21 protein-coding genes are annotated in these 21,398 nt (G+C 45.5%); 2 read left to right on the top strand and 19 right to left on the bottom strand.

Annotated features, from left to right (window positions below; translation table 11 throughout):
• Positions 1–12: 12 nt before the first annotated feature.
• The 19 genes from NFR98_RS08760 to rpoE form a co-directional block, all read right to left on the bottom strand.
• Entirely contained in the window at positions 13–1,074 is a 1,062-nt protein-coding gene (locus NFR98_RS08760) for an L-threonylcarbamoyladenylate synthase (protein ID WP_014096751.1), read from the bottom strand.
• A 199-nt stretch (positions 1,075–1,273) separates the two neighbouring features.
• Entirely contained in the window at positions 1,274–2,035 is a 762-nt protein-coding gene (gene spoIIR / locus NFR98_RS08755) for a stage II sporulation protein R (RefSeq protein WP_014096750.1), read from the bottom strand.
• 74 nt (positions 2,036–2,109) lie between these two features.
• Positions 2,110–2,961, bottom strand: coding sequence for a peptide chain release factor N(5)-glutamine methyltransferase (gene prmC, locus NFR98_RS08750; protein ID WP_026104501.1), 852 nt, complete (start codon positions 2,959–2,961; stop codon positions 2,110–2,112).
• 11 nt (positions 2,962–2,972) lie between these two features.
• Positions 2,973–4,043 (bottom strand): peptide chain release factor 1, encoded by a 1,071-nt coding sequence (prfA, locus tag NFR98_RS08745; protein WP_014096748.1) that lies wholly within the window; start codon positions 4,041–4,043, stop codon positions 2,973–2,975.
• A gap of 150 nt (positions 4,044–4,193) precedes the next feature.
• Positions 4,194–4,583 carry a hypothetical protein gene (locus NFR98_RS08740; RefSeq protein ID WP_251459971.1) on the bottom strand — a complete coding sequence of 130 codons (390 nt, stop codon included), beginning with the start codon at positions 4,581–4,583 and terminating at the stop codon, positions 4,194–4,196.
• A gap of 65 nt (positions 4,584–4,648) precedes the next feature.
• Positions 4,649–5,221, bottom strand: a complete 573-nt coding sequence (locus NFR98_RS08735; RefSeq protein WP_014096746.1) for a thymidine kinase — start codon at positions 5,219–5,221, stop codon at positions 4,649–4,651.
• Between the two features lie 116 nt (positions 5,222–5,337).
• Positions 5,338–5,538, bottom strand: a complete 201-nt coding sequence (gene rpmE, locus NFR98_RS08730) for a 50S ribosomal protein L31 (protein WP_013860746.1) — start codon at positions 5,536–5,538, stop codon at positions 5,338–5,340.
• Positions 5,539–5,697: 159 nt separating this feature from the next.
• Positions 5,698–6,978: a transcription termination factor Rho gene (rho, locus tag NFR98_RS08725; protein WP_013860747.1), complete on the bottom strand. Its 1,281-nt coding sequence runs from the start codon at positions 6,976–6,978 to the stop codon at positions 5,698–5,700.
• A gap of 434 nt (positions 6,979–7,412) precedes the next feature.
• On the bottom strand, positions 7,413–8,378 hold the full coding sequence (gene glpX, locus NFR98_RS08720; protein ID WP_014096744.1) for a class II fructose-bisphosphatase: 966 nt from the start codon (positions 8,376–8,378) through the stop codon (positions 7,413–7,415).
• Positions 8,379–8,487: 109 nt separating this feature from the next.
• Entirely contained in the window at positions 8,488–9,774 is a 1,287-nt protein-coding gene (murA, locus tag NFR98_RS08715; RefSeq protein ID WP_014096743.1) for a UDP-N-acetylglucosamine 1-carboxyvinyltransferase, read from the bottom strand.
• Positions 9,775–9,955: 181 nt separating this feature from the next.
• Positions 9,956–10,603: a fructose-6-phosphate aldolase gene (gene fsa, locus NFR98_RS08710; RefSeq protein ID WP_014096742.1), complete on the bottom strand. Its 648-nt coding sequence runs from the start codon at positions 10,601–10,603 to the stop codon at positions 9,956–9,958.
• Positions 10,604–10,904: 301 nt separating this feature from the next.
• Positions 10,905–11,762 (bottom strand): class II fructose-bisphosphate aldolase, encoded by an 858-nt coding sequence (locus NFR98_RS08705; RefSeq protein ID WP_014096741.1) that lies wholly within the window; start codon positions 11,760–11,762, stop codon positions 10,905–10,907.
• A gap of 211 nt (positions 11,763–11,973) precedes the next feature.
• Positions 11,974–12,339, bottom strand: coding sequence for a response regulator (locus tag NFR98_RS08700; protein ID WP_013860752.1), 366 nt, complete (start codon positions 12,337–12,339; stop codon positions 11,974–11,976).
• Between the two features lie 194 nt (positions 12,340–12,533).
• Positions 12,534–13,679, bottom strand: coding sequence for a hypothetical protein (locus NFR98_RS08695; RefSeq protein ID WP_014096740.1), 1,146 nt, complete (start codon positions 13,677–13,679; stop codon positions 12,534–12,536).
• 12 nt (positions 13,680–13,691) lie between these two features.
• Entirely contained in the window at positions 13,692–14,525 is an 834-nt protein-coding gene (locus tag NFR98_RS08690; protein ID WP_061577323.1) for a hypothetical protein, read from the bottom strand.
• A complete protein-coding gene (locus NFR98_RS08685) occupies positions 14,522–15,211 on the bottom strand; it encodes an ABC transporter ATP-binding protein (RefSeq protein WP_014096738.1) in 690 nt (229 codons plus the stop codon). The genes NFR98_RS08690 and NFR98_RS08685 overlap by 4 nt, the downstream gene beginning before the upstream one ends.
• On the bottom strand, positions 15,208–15,609 hold the full coding sequence (locus NFR98_RS08680) for a GntR family transcriptional regulator (protein WP_014096737.1): 402 nt from the start codon (positions 15,607–15,609) through the stop codon (positions 15,208–15,210). The genes NFR98_RS08685 and NFR98_RS08680 overlap by 4 nt, the downstream gene beginning before the upstream one ends.
• 270 nt (positions 15,610–15,879) lie before the next feature.
• A complete protein-coding gene (gene pyrG, locus NFR98_RS08675) occupies positions 15,880–17,481 on the bottom strand; it encodes a CTP synthase (protein WP_014096736.1) in 1,602 nt (533 codons plus the stop codon).
• Between the two features lie 230 nt (positions 17,482–17,711).
• Complete coding sequence (gene rpoE, locus NFR98_RS08670; RefSeq protein ID WP_014096735.1) at positions 17,712–18,296, bottom strand: DNA-directed RNA polymerase subunit delta; 585 nt, start codon at positions 18,294–18,296, stop codon at positions 17,712–17,714.
• A gap of 1,011 nt (positions 18,297–19,307) precedes the next feature.
• On the opposite strand from rpoE, the gene NFR98_RS08665 reads away from it, so the two are divergent.
• Entirely contained in the window at positions 19,308–19,988 is a 681-nt protein-coding gene (locus tag NFR98_RS08665) for an ABC transporter ATP-binding protein (protein WP_035183217.1), read from the top strand.
• On the top strand, positions 19,981–21,398 hold a 1,418-nt coding region (locus tag NFR98_RS08660), incomplete at its 3' end, for an FtsX-like permease family protein (RefSeq protein ID WP_251459969.1). The genes NFR98_RS08665 and NFR98_RS08660, both read left to right, overlap by 8 nt.

The following is a 21,398-nucleotide window of genomic DNA, read 5'->3' as shown; positions in this document are numbered from 1 at the left end:
AAAGCGTCCGGGTTACTGAACATCCTCTTCTTTTACATAACGATGCCCCGCTGCTTTCTCAAGCCGATTCATAATCGCCCGGCCGATGCCTTCACGCGGAAAAATTTCAGAAAATATCACATCCACTTTTTGCGCATTAAACGACCGAAGTGTATCATACAAGTGCTGGGCAACGGTCTCAAGGGATGCCCGCCTGCCACAAACTGCCACCACATCAGCACGGACGATACCGGACGTTTCTTCCGTCACAATCGCTCCTGTTACTTCCCCTTTTTTCCGGTGCGCATCGATCATTTGCTGCATAAAAGCTATGCTGCCATCCACAAGATAAACCGGCGCATCTGGCGCATAATGCGTATATTTCATGCCGGGTGCTTTCGGCCGGGCGCCAGCACCAGTTCCCTTAAGTCCCGGATCAAGCCTCACTTTTCCAATCCGTTCTTCGAGCTGTTCTTTCGTAACACCGCCCGGGCGCAAAATCACAGGCACTTCCGCTGTCACATCGAGCACGGTCGATTCCACTCCGACACCCGTTTCTCCGCCGTCCACAATGCCGGCAATTTTACCGGCAAGGTCTTCCCGGACATGGCGAGCTAATGTCGGGCTCGGCTTGCCGGACCGGTTGGCGCTCGGGGCGGCAATCGGCAGCCCGCTCATGCGAATAAGCGCCAGTGCAACCGGATGCCGGGGCATGCGGATCCCGACCGTGTCCAGCCCGGCCGTCACCTTTTCGGACAATGCCCCTTTCTTTACTTTTACAACGAGCGTAAGCGGGCCCGGCCAAAAAGCTTTCATCAGCACTTTCGCCGTTTCCGGTATTTCTTCCGCCAATTCTTCCAGCTGCTTTTCCTCCGCAATGTGGACAATCAGCGGATTATCGGATGGCCTTCCTTTTGCCTTGAAAATCTTATCCACCGCTTCATCGCTTGTTGCATCGGCTCCTAAACCGTATACCGTTTCAGTCGGAAAAGCGACTGTCTGCTTCTCTTTCAGTAACTGCGCTGCTTCTGCAAGTTGTGGATAAGCACCGGGATTCTCCACAGTTTTATCCACAACCCAGTATTTTGTTTCCATTCTTTTTCACCTTTCTCCATCCAATCATCGGTCCTGCCAGGATATTTATTTATCAAGTTTTCTCCCGGCAAGTATACAAAAGTTCGAAAAATGAAACAAGTATTATCCACAACTTGTGGATAATACTTCGCATTTTGTTGATAACCCGTCTTTGTTCCAGCCCGTTTGTCCGAGCTTTCCACAATCCGGGTGGAAAATGTTAAAACAGTTCTTTGATCACTTTCACAATCAGCAGCTTTTTCTCCACCTCGCCATCCTCTCCGGCGTAAACAGCGCTAGTGTGGTTTGCTGTTTCACCGACTGGCTGTTTCGTTTTGCGGTCTTGTGCCGCTGGTTGATTTTCATGCGGTTTCCGGTTCACTTTTTCAGCTGTCGCCGCTTCGGCAGGTTTTGTGCGGGCATTGGAAGTCGCAACCTTCTTTGTTTCCGATTTCTTTTCTTCACCCCTGCTGCTTGTTGCAACGCCGTTGGAAAAATCGAGAAAACAGAGGGGCGGATACAGGACGCACCACCAATTGGCGCCCTTGCCTTCCCCAAGCGTAATCAAAACCGCTTCATACTTCCCGGCCGGATATAAGTACTGGCCGTATAATTTTGTCGGAAAGGCGACCTTACCAAGTTCGGCTTTTACCGGTTCGTCCAGCTGTTCTTCCGCCATCACCCTTCTTGCAATGCTTTCAATTTCCGGCAAGTGGGAGCGGATGACTTTTTCCGCTTCTTTTTTGGAATTTAAGTGGCCTACCCATTTGGCGATGTTCGTATTTACTTCATCGCGGATTTTCCGTTTTACTGCCTGGTCTTCCGGCTTGTCACTGTTTGCCAGAATGCGCAGCCGGATCGCATCTTTCGGAATAACGATGGTTTCAGCCTCCACCGCTTTTTGTTTCGGTGCATATAAACTGATGATCGTTGCGATCGATAACATGAAAATATACAATGAAACCACTGTTTTTCTTTTCATTTTCTTCCCCCGTCCCTTCATATTCCCATTGTGGGCAGGAACAGGGGATTTTAAACTATGAATCTGAAAAAAAGCTAATTTTTTTCGCAAAACACCATCCGCTCATGGCCGTTGATATCGCGGACCACTTCCACAACGCTTTCCGGAAATGTATCCCGCAACAAGCAGGAAACGCGCTCCCCCTGGCCTGACCCGATTTCAAAACCGACGAGCGCCCGCTTGCTTAAAACAGACGGCAATGTTTCCATAAAGCGCCGGTAAAACGCAAGGCCGTCTTCTCCGCCAAACAGGGCCGTTTCAGGGTCATGGTCGCGCACCACAACGGATAACGAGCTCCGGTCCGTTTCCGGGATATACGGCGGATTGGATAAAACAATGTCCAATTTCTCGCCGTGTATAAACGGTTGGAGCAGATCTCCGTGCACAAACCGGATATCCGCATGCAGGGCTTCAGCGTTTTTTTCAGCTACGGCAAGCGCTTTTTCCGAAATATCGGAGGCGTACACCAAAAGCTCCGGCAACTCCAATTTAATTGTGGTCGCGATAATGCCGCTCCCTGTCCCGATATCTGCCAATTTAAGCCCTTTTGTTTCCCCGAAATGACGGCGGATCCGTCCGATTGCACCCTGCACCAATTCTTCCGTTTCCGGGCGCGGAATGAGCACATCCCCGTTGACAAAAAATTTTCGTCCGTAAAAGGTTTCATAGCCCGTAATATGCTGGACCGGAACCCCTTTTGCATGGGCTTCTGCCGCTTGCCGGAACTTCGCCTCCACATCCGGAGGCAAAACCATCCGCAAGTTGGAAAGCAGGCGGGTGCGATCCATATCCAGAAAATGTCCGAGCAAGATCTCCCCGGCTTGCGCGTCGCGGCCGTTTTCCGTTAAAAAAGAAGAAGCCCACTGCAAGGCTTCATACACTTTTATGTTCCTATCCATCAGCCATTCACACTCTCCAGTTTTTTTGACTGGTCTTCAAGAATGAGGGCATCAATGATTTCATCGAGTTTGCCATCAAGCACCTGGTCAAGCTTTTGGATCGTTAACCCGATCCTATGGTCCGTCACACGGTTTTGCGGAAAATTGTACGTACGAATCCGCTCGGAACGATCCCCCGTTCCAACGGCAGATTTCCGGTTGGCGTCATATTCCGCCTGCGCTTCCTGCTGAAATTTATCATAAATGCGGGCACGAAGCACTTTCATCGCTTTTTCTTTATTTTTGATCTGCGATTTTTCATCCTGGCAGGACACGACAATCCCGGTCGGAATATGGGTCAGGCGCACAGCCGACATTGTCGTGTTGACGCTTTGCCCGCCCGGCCCGCTTGATGCAAATGTATCGACCCGGATATCTTTCTCATTGATATCCACTTCGACTTCCTCCGCTTCCGGCAAAACCGCAACCGTTGCCGTAGACGTATGGATACGCCCGCCCGATTCCGTTTCCGGCACACGCTGCACCCGGTGAGCCCCGTTTTCAAACTTCAATTTCGAATACGCACCCTTGCCGTTCACCATAAACACAATTTCTTTGTACCCGCCGATCCCCGTGACATTGGCTTCAATCACATCGATTTTCCAGCCTTGCGATTCGGCATAACGCATGTACATGCGGTACAGATCGCCTGCAAACAACGCGGCTTCATCCCCGCCGGCTGCCCCACGGATTTCCACGATAACATTTTTTTCATCATTCGGGTCTTTCGGCAGGAGCAAAATTTTCAGGCGCTCTTCATATTCCGGGATTTTTGACTCGAGCTCATGGATCTCTTCTTTCACCATGTCCTTCATTTCAGGATCGAGTTTTTCCGAAAGAAGCGACTTTGCATCCTGGAGCTGTTTCTGCACTTCTTTATATTCACGGTACACCTGTACGGTTTCCTGTAAATCCGACTGCTCCTTCGAATACTCCCGCAGTTTTTTCGGATCATTGACGATCTCAGGATCACTTAACAACTCGTTCAGCTTTTCGTACCGATCTTCCACGGCCTGCAACCGATCGAACATCGAACCCCACCTCATTTCACAACGTATTCCCGTTCCGATAACAGCAAAATCCGCCCTCAGACATAACAAATTTATTATAGTATACGCACGGGGAAACTTAAAGCGGAACATGAAAACAGCTGCTGAAATGCCTTTTTCCGGGATGATTTCCTATTTCACGTCTATTCGGACATGAATGTTGTAGCGGGGCGCCACTTTCAAAAGCTGGCTGCGGATGTCCGCTGCTTTTTTCATTCTTTCCCTGTGGTTCAGCTGTTCCTCCGTGTGAACATTGACCCACATATCTTTCCCGTTCACATATACCGAATGGGGGACGGCACTGTCCATTTTCCAAACCGCTTCCCGTACCCTCTCGATATCCGCGTTTACAGCGGCTGCCCCGCCAGCATCCCCGTTTCTTTGCCCGGCCTTTTGCGTATCCGCCGTGCTTAACGGCCTCGTTTCAACACGATCCGGCGCAGCTTCACGGGTCCGGTTTTGGGCCGTACAACCTGCTAAGAGCAGCATGGCCAGGCAGAGGAAAATCAGCTGTTTTGCCATAAAAAAAACCTCCTTTTCCAGTAGGTTTCCCTTCGGACGGAGGTTTATTTACGGACCACGTGCCGTCACAGCGGCGGATGGTCGTGGCATTTGCGGCAAACAGGATAATACGTGTCATTCCCGCCGATCTGGATCTGGTCCCCTGTATACACCGGCTTCCCGTTCTCATCGACGCGCAAATTCATCGTCGCCTTCCGCTCGCAAAACCAGCAGATCGTTTTCATTTCTTCGATTTTATCCGCATACAAAAGCATGTATTTGCTGCCCTCAAAAAGTTCATTTTGAAAATCATTTTTAAGGCCAAACCCCATTACCGGGATATGCAAATCATCGACAATACGGGCAAGCTGCAGCACATGTCTTTTTTTCAAAAACTGGACTTCATCGATCAGGACGCAGTATGGCGGGGGATTGTACCCTTTCACCATTTCAAAAATATCCGTATCATCGTAGATCGGGATCGCCTTCCTGCGCAAACCGATTCTGCTTGAAATATAGCCTTCTTCATCGCGCGTATCGATACCCGATGTAAAGATAAGGACCGGTTTATTCTGTTCTTCATAGTTATGGGCAACTTTCAATATTTCAATCGATTTGCCGCTGTTCATTGCGCCGTATCTGAAAAATAGCTGTGCCATCGTTCCCGCTCCTTATTTCAACAAATATGGTTTTAGGATCAGAAAAATCCGTCCGGGCAAACCGGAATCCCATAAAAAAAACAGGCAAACGCATCGCCTGTTTTTCATGGATTCTTTTATTTAAGTCCGTATTTTTTATTAAAGCGATCAACACGTCCGTCAGCAGTCGCGAATTTTTGGCGTCCTGTATAGAATGGATGGCATTCGGAACATACTTCCACGCGCAGTTCATCTTTTACAGAACCACTTTCGAATTCGTTGCCGCACGCACATTTGACCATTACTTTTTTGTATTCTGGATGAATTCCTGGTTTCATGCTTTTCATCTCCTTCAGCCCTGAGTCATTGCGAAACAGAGTTCTATTGTTTTACGGGACACGCCCTGTAAAATTTCATAAACACACTATGCTTAGTATAGCAAGTCCGAAGTGGAAATGCAACATCACTGCCTGAAAAAAGTTCTTCCTTATTTTTCCTTATATTACACGCCTTGACGATGATACTTTCAAGTCTGCTTTGATCATTTCCACAAACTCGTCGTTTGTTTTGGATTGTTTCAGCTTGCGCAAGAATTTTTCGACAAAATCCGGAGAATCGGACATCGATTTGCGGATCGCCCACAGCACTTCGAGATGGTCTTTCGAAAGCAGCAGTTCTTCTTTCCTTGTACCGGAACGGCGGATGTCGATGGCCGGGAAAACGCGCTTTTCAGCGAGGGAGCGGTCAAGATGGAGCTCCATGTTCCCGGTGCCTTTAAATTCTTCATAAATCACATCATCCATGCGTGATCCGGTATCGACTAGCGCGGTGGCCAAAATTGTCAGGCTGCCGCCTTCTTCAATATTACGCGCCGCCCCGAAAAACCGTTTCGGACGATGGAACGCAGCCGGGTCAATCCCGCCTGAAAGCGTTCTCCCACTCGGCGGAATCACAAGGTTATAGGCGCGTGCGAGGCGCGTAATGCTGTCCATTAAAATGACGACATCGCGCTTATGCTCGACAAGGCGCATCGCTCTTTCCAATACGAGTTCCGCAACCTTGATATGGTTTTCCGGCACTTCGTCAAAGGTCGAGCTGACGACATCCGCATGCACGGAACGTTCAATATCTGTTACTTCTTCCGGCCGTTCATCAATCAACAGAACGATCAATTCCGCATCAGGATGGTTCACGGTAATAGAGTTGGCAATTTCTTTCAGCAGCATCGTTTTACCGGCTTTCGGCGGCGCCACAATCAAACCGCGCTGCCCGAAACCAACCGGGGTGATTAAATCCATAATCCGGGTGGACAGTTTTTCGGGAGCCGTTTCAAGGATAATCTGCCGGTTCGGATAAAGCGGCGTCAGAGCCGGAAAATGAACCCGTTCCTTAGCGGTTTCCGGGTTTTGGCCGTTTACCGCTTCCACATGCAGCAAGCCGTAATAGCGTTCGTTTTCTTTCGGCGGCCGGACTTTGCCGGAAACCTTATCGCCGTTTCTTAAATCAAAGCGGCGGATTTGCGAAGCAGAAATATAAATGTCCTCCGAACTTGGGGAGTAGTTGATCGGGCGCAGGAATCCGAATCCTTCCGACTGGATGATTTCGAGCACGCCTTCCATAAAGAAATACCCTTCTTGCTCTGCCCGTGCTTTTAAAATCGCAAAAATTAACTCTTTTTTCGTCAGTTTGCTATAGTAGGATACTTTATACTCTCTTGCAAGGGCATAAAGCTCTTTTAACGTCATATTTTCCAGACTTGATATTGATAAACTTTCCATAAAAACACCACACTTTTTCAATTTACAGTCGGGTAGAGCAGTCTGTTTCTTCCGTTACATCAAAATTTTCCATTTGTTCCCGGCGCTTAAAACTATACCGGTATACCAATGGAACAGAACAGGCTAAAAATAAAGGAATGTGAAGGCAAGATATGAACATCCACAGTTTTGCTTTGCGCATAGATAGAAAACATGAGCTGTCTGCAAAGAGGCAATGTTGCAGCACGTGCATCTATGGAGCCGCACCATGTACGGAAGAAAAAGAAGACAAACAATTGAATATTTATAAATAAAATCATAATCATTTTAACCCTGAAACAGAAGAGAAATCAACTAAAAATAGCATAAGAGGTAAAAAACTTTGTTGAAAATGGGAGGGAAGGCGGCACTTCCGCCCTTCCCCCGCCGCTATAGCTGCATGGTCCCCCGGAGATTTACGCTTTGATCACAAGGTTCGGCTTTTTCTTCAGACTGTGCTGCCCTTCAATAAAGCGGACCGTCCCCGACTTTGCACGCATGACGACAGAATGGGTGGATCCGTACTGGCCCTTAAATTGGACACCGCGCAAAAGTTCCCCGTCGGTTACGCCGGTCGCAGCAAAAATGGCGTCATCCCCGCTCACAAGGTCGTCCATCATCAGCACTTTATTGATGTCAACCCCCATGCTCAGGCAGCGTTCTTGCTCCGCGTCGTTTTGCGGCAGAAGGCGTCCCTGGATCTCGCCGCCGAGGCATTTCAGCGCAACTGCTGAAATAACCCCTTCCGGCGCGCCGCCCGATCCGAACAAAATATCTACACCGGTATGGTCGAATGCCGTGTTAATGGCAGCTGCCACATCCCCGTCATTGATCAGTTTGATCCGGGCGCCTGCAGCACGGAGCTGCGCAATAATTTCTTCATGGCGCGGACGGTTCAGAACTGTTGCCACCACATCCTCGATATCTTTATTTTTTGCCTTTGCCACAGCTTTTAAATTATCGATAATCGGCGCATTAATATCAATCATGCCGACTGCTTCAGGGCCGACAGCAATTTTATCCATGTACATATCCGGCGCATGGAGCAAATGTCCGTGATCTGCTATCGCCAGCACACTGAGCGCATTCCAGCCGCCGGATGCAAGAATATTCGTTCCTTCCAGCGGGTCAACTGCAATGTCAACGCGGGGGCCGTATCCGTTCCCGAGTTTTTCCCCGATGTACAGCATTGGTGCTTCATCCATTTCCCCTTCACCAATGACGACAGTGCCTTTCATCGGAATGGTGTCGAACACATCACGCATCGCGGACGTTGCCGCATCATCCGCTTCATCTTTCAATCCGCGCCCCATCCATCTTGCGGATGCAAGTGCTGCAGCTTCCGTGACGCGAACCAATTCCATTGACAAACTTCTTTCCAATTTCACTACCCCCATAAATAGATTTTTAATTAGTATATCACATTTAAAAAATTATTGTGTCATAATTTCTCTGTTTTTTTCTATTTATGGGGGAGCCGGCAGTTGTTCGCTAGGAATGGTTCAGGTGTTCCATCTCCTTTTCGGACATGCCTTCCCGCCAAACAGCAGCACCAAGTCCGGTTAGTTTTTCCACGAGGCAGCTGTATCCGCGGTCGATATGTTCAACGCCTGTCACTTCTGTCACGCCTTCTGCCATCAGGCCGGCAATGACAAGGGCAGCACCCGCACGCAAATCACTCGCTTTCACCTTTGCCCCTTGAAGCCGGACCGGACCGTTTACAATCGCAGACCGTCCTTCCACTTTAATATTGGCGCTCATTCTCCGCAACTCGTCAATATGTTTAAAGCGGGCGGAATAGATTGTATCGGTTACGATGGACGTCCCTTCTGCTCTTGTCAGAAGCGTGGTGAACGGTTGTTGCAGATCTGTCGGAAACCCCGGATAAACGAGCGTTTTAATATCAACGGGTTTCAGCTTGTCTGCTTTCCCGATAAAAATCTGTTCATCCCCGGTTTCCACAGGTATGCCCATTTCCCTGAGCTTTGCGGTCAGCGACTCGAGATGATGCGGAATGACATTGTCAACAAGTACTCCTTCACCCGCGGCCGCCGCCAGGATCATAAACGTACCGGCTTCGATCCTGTCCGGAATAATCGTATGCCGGCAGCCGCTCAAATGATCTACGCCTTCAATCCGGATGACATCTGTTCCGGCGCCTTTAATTTTTGCGCCCATATTTGTCAAAAGTGTGGCTACGTCAATGATTTCCGGCTCTTTTGCAGCGTTTTCAATGATTGTCCTTCCCTTTGCTTTAACGGCAGCCAGCATAATATTGATCGTTGCCCCGACACTGACAACGTCCAGATAAATACGGGCACCTTTCAATTCATCCGCCCTTAAATAGATGGCACCCTGCTCATTTGTCACTTTTGCGCCCAATGCTTCAAAACCTTTAATATGCTGGTCGATCGGCCGCGGTCCGAGATGGCACCCGCCCGGCAGCCCGATGACAGCTTTTTTGAACCTGCCGAGCATCGCGCCCATTAAATAGTATGAGGCACGCAGTTTCTTCACCCTGCCATTGGGCAGCGGCATCGAGATCATATGGCGGGGATCGACCGTAATTTCCCCGTCCTCTGACGTAACCGTTGCCCCGATCTCTTCCAGCAGGCCGGTCAATGTCCGGACATCGGAAATTTCAGGCAAGCCTTCTATTGTTACAGGAGATTCCGCGAGGATGGTAGCAGGTATTAAAGCGACAGCGCTGTTTTTTGCGCCGCTCACTTTAATGGTGCCTTTCAAAGGATATCCCCCGGCAATTTTTAGCTTTTCCATATTAAGCTCCCTTCTTTAGCGGGTATGGATGTACATTCCGGCTGTAAATGGCCGTTTCGCAAACTGAGTCCGAAAGCCCCGAAAAAACAATATGAATCCCAGCAACAGGATTGCCGAACAGGCGGAAAATCAAACTGTCCCGGAGAAAGCAAGAAATAAAGAGCAATTTTAAATATTTCCGTTATTTTGCTGTACGGCTGTTCCAGTCGCGTGTAAATTGTTCAATCCCTTTGTCCGTTAATGGATGCTTGAACAGCTGTGTGAGCACTTTAAACGGGACGGTTGCGATATGCGCCCCTGCGAGCGCCGCTTGTGTAATATGTTGCGGGTGGCGGATCGAAGCTGCGATAATTTCCGTATCAATTTGATGGATGGAAAAAATTTCGGCAATCTCGGAAATCAGGTGGATGCCGTCATGACCGATATCATCCAGCCTGCCAAGGAACGGCGAAACATACGTTGCACCCGCTCTTGCCGCCAAAAGCGCCTGATTGCTGCTGAAAACCAAGGTAACATTTGTGCGGATGCCTGCCTGTGCCAATTGATGAACGGCTTTCATTCCTTCCGGCGTCATCGGCACTTTGACTGTAATATTCGGAGCAATAGCCGCCAGTTCCTTTCCTTCTTTCACCATACCTTCCGCATCTTCGGAAACGACTTCAGCACTGACAGAACCAGGCACGAGCGCCGTAATTTCTTTTAACCGGTCATGGAATGAAACATTTTCCTTTGCCACAAGCGACGGATTTGTCGTTACACCGGACAAAATCCCCCATTCATTTGCGGTTTTGATTTCCTCGAAATTGGCAGTATCAATAAAAAATTTCATTCTGCTTCCATCTCCTTTTATGGTTCCTATGTATCCATTTCCACTATACCACGGAACGAAAAGAAAGTTCAGAAAAACAACCGTTTTTTTCACTGGTGCCTATCCAAAAAACGACTATAAACCCTCTTGTTTCGGGCGTTTGAACCTGTTTCCCAAAAAAGGCACAAATGTAAAGCGCTTAAAAAACCCGCATTTTAAAACACCATACCAAAAAAGCCCGGCACGCACGGGGCAGCGCCAGACCTTTTTATCTTGAACACTCATCCTTAAGGCATGTGTGTTCTCGGCTAATCTAAAACAATCATGCTTTTTGGTTAGAACCGAACTCGCGGATTTTGCCGATAACGGTTTGTTTAATCGTTTCGCGTGCAGGCCCGAGGTATTTGCGCGGATCGTATACATCCGGATCAGCTGCCAATACTTCACGAACCGTTTTCGCGGAAGCAATTTGGTTTTCCGTATTCACGTTGATTTTCGCAGTACCTAAAGAAATAGCTTTTTTAATATCAGCTTCAGGGATGCCTGTCCCGCCGTGAAGTACAAGCGGCATGCCGGTAATTTTGCTGATTTCTTCCATTTCTTTGAAGCCAAGGTTTGGTTCGCCGTGGTAAGGGCCGTGAACCGAACCAAGAGCCGGTGCCAAAGCATCGATTTTGGTTGCGTCAACCAGTTTTTTGCATTCTTCAGGATCCGCATAAATGATACCTTTTCCGACAACATCGTCTTCCTGGCCGCCGACAGTGCCGAGTTCTGCTTCCACAGATACGCCGTGGGCATGCGCATATTCCACCACTTTAGAAGTAATTTCCACGTTTTCATCAAACGGATGGTGGGAAGCGTCGATCATTACAGAAGTAAAGCCTGCATCAATGGCTTTCTTTGCATTTTCAAAGCTTGAACCGTGGTCAAGATGGATCGCGACCGGAACCGTGACGTTCAAGTCTTCCATTAATCCTTCAACCATTTTTACAACGGTTTTAAAACCGCTCATGTAACGGCCTGCTCCTTCGGAAACACCGAGGATGACCGGGGATTTTTCTTCTTCTGCAGCCATCAGAATGGCCTGGGCGTATTCAAGGTTATTGACGTTGAATTGCCCTACCGCATATTTCCCTTCTTTTGCTTTATTCAGCATTTCAGTCATGGAAACTAAAGGCATGAATTTTCCTCCTTATCATTTGCGTTAAAAAGATTGCCCGAGGTTATCATTTTTATGATATACAATCTTCATAACATCATACTAGCCTATTGATCATTCCTTAACAATCATAACAAACAAAACCGGCATTTACCAATGAACTTTATTTGTCGGTAAAAAGAAATAAAATTATCAAAATTTTACGGTTTAGCACTTTTTTCACTTCATGCGCTTACATTGCCAAATATTTTTTCACTGCCTTGCGGATGTCGTCAATATCAAACGGCTTTGCAAAATGGGTCAGCGCCCCGAGCTCCTTCGCTTTCTCAATCAAGTCCAGTTCGCCGTAAGCGGTCATAATGATGGCCCGGATATCCGGTTTCATTTCTTTCAGCTTTTTTAAAATTTCAATGCCGTCCATGCCGGGGATTTTCATATCCAGCAAGACAAGGTCGATTTCATGGTTTGCAGCCAGGGAAAGTGCCTGGGGGCCGTTTGCCGCCTGAAAGGTTTCATAGCCCTCTTTCTGCAGCACTTCCGTAAGCAAAACCCGGATGCCAAATTGGTCGTCAACAATTAAAATATTCGGCTCTCTCATTTTTCTCCTCCATCAGCTGATCAGTTTTAACAAAATTTGTATGTATTTTTGCCTGGCATTACTCACTTGCTTTATGTATGTTAAACTATTTCTACTTCTTGTTCCTTTTTTCCTGCTTATGCAAGTGGCAAATTAAATGATCATAGACGGAGGCGGAAAAGCGGCAAAAAAAATAAAAGGGGAAGGCCCCCCTTTTATTCTATCGTCAACTTAACCCCTTCCACATACCGGGGGTTAATTCGTTTTCCTTTTTGAACCACTTTTCCACTGTACAGCTGCTTGCCGCTTGAAATGTCAAACACATACAGGAGACACGCTTTTTCCCGGGAATCGTTCGGGATAAGGAAGTACAACCTGCCGTTTTTGATTTCAGGGATGGGGTTGCCCGTACTCTGGTACTTGATAGCAAATGTCTTGTCTGCTTTCAGCTTTCCATTCCCGTCAAAGGTTAAAAGGCGCGCGCCTCCTTTCTTTCCCCCGGTTGCCATATAAACCGTCTTTCCGTTGTAAACATATTTCCAATTATCGCGGTTTCGCAGCGGAATGTTTATCGGTGGCTTGAGTTTTTTCGTTTCATTTGTGTAATATTTGTAAATGACGGTATTCATTTCCTTTACTGAACCGTCATCGTCCACTTTCTCTTCTTGATATGCCAGTATATGGTTGGGCTTGTTCATGTCGGTTTCTGCGAGCTGGGTATATTGAGCCATTCTCCCCGTCTGTCCTCTTTGTGTAATCCATTTGCCTCCGGTTATTTTCTTGTCCGGCAGGCTGACACGATATACGCGGATATCTCCATCTGTGGCTGCCGCTACTTTCAGCTCATTCCCGGTTTTTTGCACATCCCAAACCGATGGAAAAGATTGTTTTGAAAAACCCTGCACCTTCCTCTTCATTGTTTCTGTTTTTCTTGTTTTCTTATCCAGCACCTCGACATACAGTTCTTTATCGAACCGGTGAAGCGGCTGCGGAATGATGTCCGCATAAGCAATCATTTGTCTATCCTCATAAAAGCCGCCTTGATTGGTCTTTCCCCTCATAAATCGGGGGTACTGCTTGACATACTGCTTGTACCAATCGGGGTCTTCATCTAGTAGCGAAAAAGAAGATTCCCTTCCTAAATAGCGGCTTCCAGATGAAGTAATCGAAAACATGCGATTCAAATGGTTTTCCTGGTTATCCAGAGCAGTGATTTTAACATTTCGGATTTCTTTTTCATTTCCGCTTATCTTTTTCAGCATAAGCCCCGGATCCTTGTCAGCGGCCAATGCGGTGTAAAAAAAGGGAATCGCCGCCACAACCGCAACCACAATCACCAATAAATTTATATAGCGTCTCATCGTATCTCTCCCTTACACCGTTACTTTGTATTTGATCAAGTATCCCCCCAGCAGGATGGAATACCCCGCGATGATGGCAGTCATGGCCACTTCAATCCATAACAATTCCGATTGGTACAAAACACCGGGCAGCAATATATCAAAGAGGAAATCCGGCGTCCAAAATAAAACGAACGAGAGAAAGCCGAAAAGCAGGCCGAGCAAGACCCCCTTCATGCGGAAACTTCTTTCCAATAAGATGGCCGTAAAGATCACAAGGACCACTGTAAACCCTAACCCGTAATGTAAGAGAAAGTCTATCACTGTACTAGGAAGGAGCAGGTTAAACAAGGGAAAACTTAAGACAGCATCTATGACCGTCATATCCATCCTGTAAATGCCCGGTGTAATAGCATTAAAAAAGAAATGTTCAACCGGCAGCAAAACAATCTGAACAGCAACAAATCCAAACACCATCAGCAAAATGCTTGCCGCTTTCGCCAAATAGAGATTCCATCTTTCAACAGGAAGCATCAAAAGCCGGTATATAAACGTATGCTTACCGTACCAGTCCCTGTACCAAATCAGGAATATATAAAACATCATGGCCGCCGCACAAAGCGCAATCGGCCCCATGAACCAAATCGAACCAAAGCAGTCGATAAAGCCGATCGAACCATAATGCTTTACGTATGCCAGCTTTGGCAGTGACTGATGATACATGATCTCATTTGCTTTAGTGATGTAACGATGCACCGTCAAAAAAACGGCCGTAAATTGTGAAAGGATGGTGATTGCAACCAAAGACCAGTAGATTTTCGCAAAACGGTTGATTTCGAAGTTGACGAGTTTTACAAAACTTTTCATTGCCGGTATACCTCCCTCATTATATCGACAACGGATTTCCCTTCGCTTTGGCGAATGTCTTCCGTGTAAAATTCTTTTAAAACCTTCCCGTCCCCGAGCAGCACCACTTTGTCCAATAGATGCTCAATATCGTTGATTTCATGTGTGGTAATCAACACCCCGCGGTTTTCAACCAGGCCGCTTGCGAACACATCTGCAATTTGTTCCCGGCTGAAAATATCAATGCCCGAAAAAGGTTCATCCATCAGCACATAATCGACATCGAGCGATAGCCCAAGCAGCAAATTCACTTTTGCCATGTTTCCTTTCGAAAGGTCACCGATCCGGTCATTTTCATTCAGTTTGAAAAAATAAAGCAAGTCTTTTGCGCGCAATGCATTCCAGTCCGGATAATAATCTCGCATAAAAAGAATGGCATCTTTGATTTTCATCCGCGGCAGCATGATGGGCGCATCCGGAATGAATGCCAGCTTCTCGTAAATATGTTTGTTGTACGGTTCCCCGTCGATCAGAATCTTTCCTTTGCTGACCGGGACAAGCCCTGCAATCGCTTTTAAAGTGGTTGTTTTGCCTGTCCCGTTCACCCCGATCAAACAGGTAATTTCCCCTTTTTCTGCTGTAAAAGAAAGCGAATCAAGCACTTTTTTTCGCCCGTATTTTTTCGTAACTTCCATAACTTCAATCATGCCCGGCCCCCCTTTTGCCCGCGGTATTGCCTTTTTACCAGCTCCAATAGCTCCTCCAGCGGAATGTCCATCGGGCGGATCGCATCCAGAAAATCAGCCAATGCTGACTGGATCAGTTCTTCCCGTACCCGGGCAAGCACTTCCCGGTCTGTTGTAATCCGGCTCGGAAGATTGCGTTCTGTGTGGATCAAACCTTGCTCCTCCATTTCTTTATACGCTCTTTGCGCGGTATTCGGATTGATTTTTAACATGGCTGCAAGTTCGCGCCGCGATGGAATTTCCTGTCCCGCCTCAAGGCTCCCTGACGCAATCCGGGTTTTAAAATAGTGGATAACCTGGATGTAGACAGGATCGCGGTTATTCCATTTAATCTCTGCGATGATCTGAATCGCCCCCATCCTTTTTCATCTCTCCATGTGTATGAAGGGCTTCATACACGAACGTCAAAATGATCGTATTAATACATTCATACAGCTGATATGTGTATCATATCGTTCATACACTTCTCCGTCAATGGTTTTTTATAAAAAACCCGAAAAAAATTCCGGGCTTTTGTATGAAAAAAAACGGGATGCAAAAAAGCGGTGAGAAACCAAGCATAATGGTCTCTCACCGCTTTTTTCATTTAGGTGCCTTTGGAAAAATGGAGCACTTCCAAAGGGACGAGTTTATTGTTTCCCCTTGATCGACGCTTCGATAAACCCTTTAAACAAAGGCTGCGGGCGTGTCGGGCGCGAGGTAAATTCCGGGTGGAACTGGGAAGCAACGAACCACGGATGGTCCTTCAGCTCGACAATTTCAATGAGCCGGCCGTCCGGGCTTGTCCCTGAGAACGTGAACCCGGCATTTTCCATCTGTTCACGGAATTGATTGTTAAATTCATAACGGTGGCGGTGGCGCTCATAAATGACTTCATCCTGATAAGCTTCATACGCTTTCGTACCTTTCACAAGCCGGCAAGGATAAAGCCCGAGGCGAAGCGTACCGCCGAGGTCTTCAATTTCTTTTTGCTCCGGCAAAAGGTCAATCACCGGATAAGGCGTATCCGGGTTGATCTCCGAGGAGTGCGCATCTTTCAAACCGAGGACATGGCGGGCAAATTCGACCGATGCAAGCTGCATACCAAGGCAGATGCCGAGAAACGGAATCTTGTGTTCACGGGCATACTGGATGGCAAGAATTTTCCCTTCGATGCCGCGATCGCCGAAACCGCCCGGCACTAATATGCCGTCCGCATCTTTCAGCAGATCCGCCACATTTTCCCTGTCCACCTCTTCGGCATTGATCATGTCAATATCAATATCTGCATCAAACTGGTAGCCGGCATGTTTGAGCGCTTCTGCAACGGAAAGATAGGCATCCTGGAGTGCCACATATTTGCCGACAAGCGCAATTTTTACCGTCTTTTTCAGATTGCGCACCCGGTCAACAAGCCCTCTCCATTCGGCCATATCTGCTTCCGGGCACTGCAGTTTTAAATGGTCGCAAACAAGCTGGTCCAGTTTTTGTTCCTGCAGCATGAGCGGAATGGCATATAACGTATCGGCATCGATGCATTCGACCACTTCGCGCGGCTGGATATCGCAGAACAATGCAATCTTGTCCTTCATATCCTGGGAGATCGGCATTTCCGTCCGGACGACAATGACATTTGGCTGGATTCCGAGGCCGCGCAATTCTTTTACACTATGCTGGGTCGGCTTCGTCTTCATTTCGCCCGATGCTTTTAAATAAGGAATTAATGTACAATGGATATACATGACATTGTCAATGCCGACATCCGTTTTGATTTGCCGGATTGCTTCAAGGAACGGAAGCGATTCAATATCACCGACCGTCCCGCCGATTTCGGTGATGACGACATCTGCATTGGTTACTTTTCCAGCACGAAAGACACGTTCTTTGATTTCATTGGTAATATGCGGGATGACCTGTACGGTGCCGCCGAGATATTCGCCGCGTCGTTCTTTCCGGATGACTTCGGAATAAACTTTACCGGTCGTGACGCTGCTGTATTTTGTTAAGTTAATGTCAATAAAACGTTCATAATGGCCGAGGTCAAGGTCGGTTTCCGCGCCGTCGTCCGTTACAAACACTTCCCCGTGCTGGTACGGGCTCATCGTCCCCGGATCAACATTAATATACGGGTCAAATTTCTGGATCGTAATATTCAACCCGCGGTTTTTTAACAACCGCCCGAGCGATGCCGCAGTAATCCCTTTTCCCAGCGAGGAAACGACCCCGCCTGTTACAAAGATATATTTTGTCACGTGTTGTCCCCTCCTGTAATGTAACATTATTGTTGCCCCAATACACGGCTTCATCCATTTTTAAGGGCTTGGGTCTGGTATGAATCGTTTTTTAAATCAGTCCTGTAAAAAACAAAAAGCCCCTCTTGCAATACGGGTTGCAAGGGGGAGCTTGATTTATTTTGCGATATTCCGTCCTTTTCAAAGGAGCCCAAACATAATACTACCGTTGTCCTGGAAAGAAGTCAAGACTAATCTTTGTCGTTAGCGTCTTCCTCTTCTTCGTCTTCAGTAATGTCGAAATCATCCGTGAGCAGTTCATCGTCTTCGAAAGTTTCATCATCATCTTCATCTTCATCGATATCAGAAAACTCATCGTCAGCCAAATCTTCGTCTTCGGCCAAATCTTCATCTTCCTCGTCTTCGTCGGCAAAATCCTCATCATCATCTTCGACGACATCATCGATATCCTCAAGATCGAGGTCCTCATCATCAATAATGTCCTCTTCTTCCTCGACAACTTTCGCTTTTTTCCGCTTCGTTTTTGTTTTCACGGTGTGGGTCACTTCTTCGTCAATCTGGTCAACCGGGTACCAGGCGCGGAGACCCCAAGTGTTGTCCCCCAGGCTGATAAATCTCCCGTCAATGTTTAAGTCCGTATAGAACTGGATCATTTTTCTTTCGGTCTCTTCTTCCGGCAATCCTAAAACCGCGCCGATTTCCGCAAGCAAGTCCTGGAAGGAAGTCACTTGTTTCTTTTCCTCCAATATTTGTTCCGCCAACTCGATAAAAGACATTTCCTTCAGTTCTTCTTTCGGCAACTGTCGCAAGCTCACGCGTCGCACACCCTTTCTCATTGATCAAAACTGCTATATGGCAGGCAAATGCTAATCTTTGCATGATTTAATAGAAAACATATTTACCATTATATACAAAAAGCAAACGTTTATGCTAGCCCCGCGGCCTTTTCCGGCTTTTTTTATCCCGGATTTTTAAGCGGCCCGGTGTCCTCATCAGCCGGTATGCAAGATAAAACAGAAAAAAAGAGAGGATTAAAAAAGGGATGGCACCAAGTTCTTTACTGTATAAATAATACCCAGCCAGCAAAAAAACGATCATACCGCTGCATGATAGTAAAATTTTGATGAAAGAAAACAAACAGTCCACATCCCTTGAAAAAATAAGCGATTGACGAGTCCTACTCCCACCTTCCGCCTATTCAAGCACATCTCCTATATCCTTGTCCATTTTACATCCATCTGGTAGAAAGAAACAACAGAATTCTATGTGGAAAGAAAATTTATTTTCGTACTTGCCATTGAGCGAAAGCAAAAAACCGGCATTCAGCTGCCGGTTTTTTGCTTTTGGAAGCACACGCTGCATTTTTGTCCAGCGGCAACTCCTAGCGGAAAATGCTATTTGGGTCGTTCAGCTTTGCTGGCACTGTAGTTTTAGCTGTATCAGTATCCAACTTATCCTTTGTTGGCCCGGTAACGTTTGCAACAATACTAAAAGAATGGCCAGAACGCTTGGCACCTGCTTCAGTCGGAATATATAATGCTAATATCAATATTGTCGGTATGAGTAAACTCACATTATAATTGGAATATTATGTTAAACAGATTCTTTTTTAAAAAGTTCCATCATTATCAATATACTGGAAACTTCAAAATTCAGAGAGTAGTTTTACTTCTCCCATTTTGCCAGCCATTCACAAAAAATGGCAACCACTATGCCGCGAGGAGATCTCTTCTATGAATAATGACTTACGATGCAGATCCATACCTAAAATGACCATATGAATACATAGCTCAAAAATATTATCGTTTTTATTGAAGGAGAATATTATGGAAGCATTAATAGAAGCTAATCGAATTTGTAAAAGATATAATCAAAAGAGCAGTAACATGGAATTGAAAGAAACATCCCTTACCATTCAAAAAGGAAAGATTTATGTCATTGAAGGGAAAAGTGGAGCAGGGAAATCAACCTTGTTAAATATTCTGGGAGGAATGGAGAAACCCACATCTGGAAAAGTATATTACAAAGGAAAATCCTTTTATGATCTAAAGGATTCAGAACAGGCTGCTATTAGAGGGGAACAATACGGATTTATATTCCAATCTTTTCAACTTATTCCGGAATTGACTGTAAAAGAAAATATAGAACTTCCACTCATGTTTATAAATAGGCATGAAAGAACAAATAAAGTGGAAGAATTAGCTGGATATTTAGGGATTGAAAATCAATTACATAAGCTTCCTGACTTTTTATCAGGAGGGGAACAACAAAGAGTAGCCATTGCTCGGGCACTTATTACTGATCCCAAAATTATATTTGCCGATGAGCCCACCGGTAATCTTGATGGAGAAACAACCAAAAAAATGATCCATTTATTTACAAGTCTGTGTAACAAAAAAAATATAACACTGATTGTTGTTACTCACGAAAAGAATTTATTCGAATTTCCAGACACTTTGTTTCTTATGAAAAACGGGAGATTGCAGGTGATACAAGAAAATGTTTAATTTAAGCATGAAAATTCTTTTATCGCGAAAAAAATGGTTATTTCTCATCGCTGGTTCAATTGCCATTGTTCTATCATCCGTAGCTTCTATATTTATTGCTTCTGAATCTGTAAGATCAGCAATTAAACAAAAGGCTCAGAATACTTACGGAGAACATACCGGTGTGTTAACAAATATTACAGAAACAAAAAAATCATTGTTGAAGAGAAATAAGGGGATATCGGTAGGAGTATATCAAATTATTGGTAAAACTAAAGTTAGTAGTGATAGATTTGCAACGGTGGGCTGGATGGATAAAAAATCAATATTATTGGGACATTTAAAATTAATAAGTGGGAGATTTCCGGAGAAGCCAAATGAGGTTGCGATAGAATCTGCGTATTTACAAGGCCCTTTAAAAAATTGGAGAATCGCGGAAAAAAGAACAATCAAAATTGGAAACAGCACGAAAAGCTTACGCCTTGTTGGAATAGTAAAAAATTATTCATCACAATGGTCAGTAGCCGAGGATTTTGAGAAGGGTGTCAATGACTTCCCGAATATATTTATATCTAAACAGTTAACTACCAATTATAAGAAAAATAATAGTTTTTTGTTCAAATATAACGGAAGCACAAAAGATTCGTTTGAAAAATCAATAGATCTTATTAATCACTATGACCAACAAGGCACTGTTAATAGTCGATTATTTAATAACGGACTAAATCAATGTGATACGATCAGGACCTTATCGATTACATTTCAATTATTAATTGTGATTCTTTCACTATTTTCTATAAACAGTCTCATTTTATATTTTACCCAAGATCAACATAAAAAATTGGGTATTATGAAATCCGTAGGTGCAAGTCAACGAGCTTTATACCGCATATACATTTACCAAGCTGTTATTATTTTTGTTTTAAGTGCCTTATTTTCATTTCCTATAGTATATTCTATTCAGTCACTAATCATTCATTTCTCATACAGAGAGTATTTTTCTAACTTTATGCTGATGATTGAAATGGTTGGAATGAGTATATTACTATACATTGGATTATTCTTTATGATCTTATTTTTATTCCTTAAAAATGTTAAGGAGTCCGGCACATTACATGTACAAGAACTATTGAACCAGCAAAATCGTGTAAGTTTCAGCGAACGATATAAAAGCGTTTTTAAAGGCTTTCATTCTAGCTATGGAAAATTATTAGTGAAAGAATTATTTTCAAATCCGAAGCAATTCTACCTTACTGTATTAATTTTATGCTTTTCATCTTTAACATTCACATTTACAAATTATATTCAAAAAGATAATTTGTATGGTTGGGAAGGGCTTAAATCCAAGTATTATCCCAAATTACGAAAGTGCAGCGATTTGATAGCTAAAATCCACACACGTGGAAGTAAATGTAAAATATGGAATCCAAA

Origin of the sequence: Weizmannia agrestimuris, from assembly GCF_943193165.1 — a bacterium.
In the GTDB taxonomy this organism is placed as follows: domain Bacteria; phylum Bacillota; class Bacilli; order Bacillales; family Bacillaceae_C; genus Weizmannia; species Weizmannia faecalis.
This window is presented reverse-complemented; position numbering and strand designations above follow the sequence as displayed.

Coding starts and splice junctions, on each gene's coding strand:
- fsa (WP_014096742.1), bottom strand. CDS start 10,603: ATGAAATTTTTTATTGATACTGCCAATTTCGAGGAAATCAAAACCGCA.
- rho (WP_013860747.1), bottom strand. CDS start 6,978: ATGGAAAGTTTATCAATATCAAGTCTGGAAAATATGACGTTAAAAGAG.
- NFR98_RS08685 (WP_014096738.1), bottom strand. CDS start 15,211: ATGATTGAAGTTATGGAAGTTACGAAAAAATACGGGCGAAAAAAAGTG.
- NFR98_RS08735 (WP_014096746.1), bottom strand. CDS start 5,221: ATGGCACAGCTATTTTTCAGATACGGCGCAATGAACAGCGGCAAATCG.
- NFR98_RS08695 (WP_014096740.1), bottom strand. CDS start 13,679: ATGAGACGCTATATAAATTTATTGGTGATTGTGGTTGCGGTTGTGGCG.
- NFR98_RS08665 (WP_035183217.1), top strand. CDS start 19,308: ATGGAAGCATTAATAGAAGCTAATCGAATTTGTAAAAGATATAATCAA.
- NFR98_RS08740 (WP_251459971.1), bottom strand. CDS start 4,583: ATGGCAAAACAGCTGATTTTCCTCTGCCTGGCCATGCTGCTCTTAGCA.
- murA (WP_014096743.1), bottom strand. CDS start 9,774: ATGGAAAAGCTAAAAATTGCCGGGGGATATCCTTTGAAAGGCACCATT.
- prfA (WP_014096748.1), bottom strand. CDS start 4,043: ATGTTCGATCGGTTGCAGGCCGTGGAAGATCGGTACGAAAAGCTGAAC.
- NFR98_RS08700 (WP_013860752.1), bottom strand. CDS start 12,339: ATGAGAGAGCCGAATATTTTAATTGTTGACGACCAATTTGGCATCCGG.
- NFR98_RS08680 (WP_014096737.1), bottom strand. CDS start 15,609: ATGGGGGCGATTCAGATCATCGCAGAGATTAAATGGAATAACCGCGAT.
- rpmE (WP_013860746.1), bottom strand. CDS start 5,538: ATGAAACCAGGAATTCATCCAGAATACAAAAAAGTAATGGTCAAATGT.
- spoIIR (WP_014096750.1), bottom strand. CDS start 2,035: ATGAAAAGAAAAACAGTGGTTTCATTGTATATTTTCATGTTATCGATC.
- NFR98_RS08760 (WP_014096751.1), bottom strand. CDS start 1,074: ATGGAAACAAAATACTGGGTTGTGGATAAAACTGTGGAGAATCCCGGT.
- NFR98_RS08690 (WP_061577323.1), bottom strand. CDS start 14,525: ATGAAAAGTTTTGTAAAACTCGTCAACTTCGAAATCAACCGTTTTGCG.
- NFR98_RS08705 (WP_014096741.1), bottom strand. CDS start 11,762: ATGCCTTTAGTTTCCATGACTGAAATGCTGAATAAAGCAAAAGAAGGG.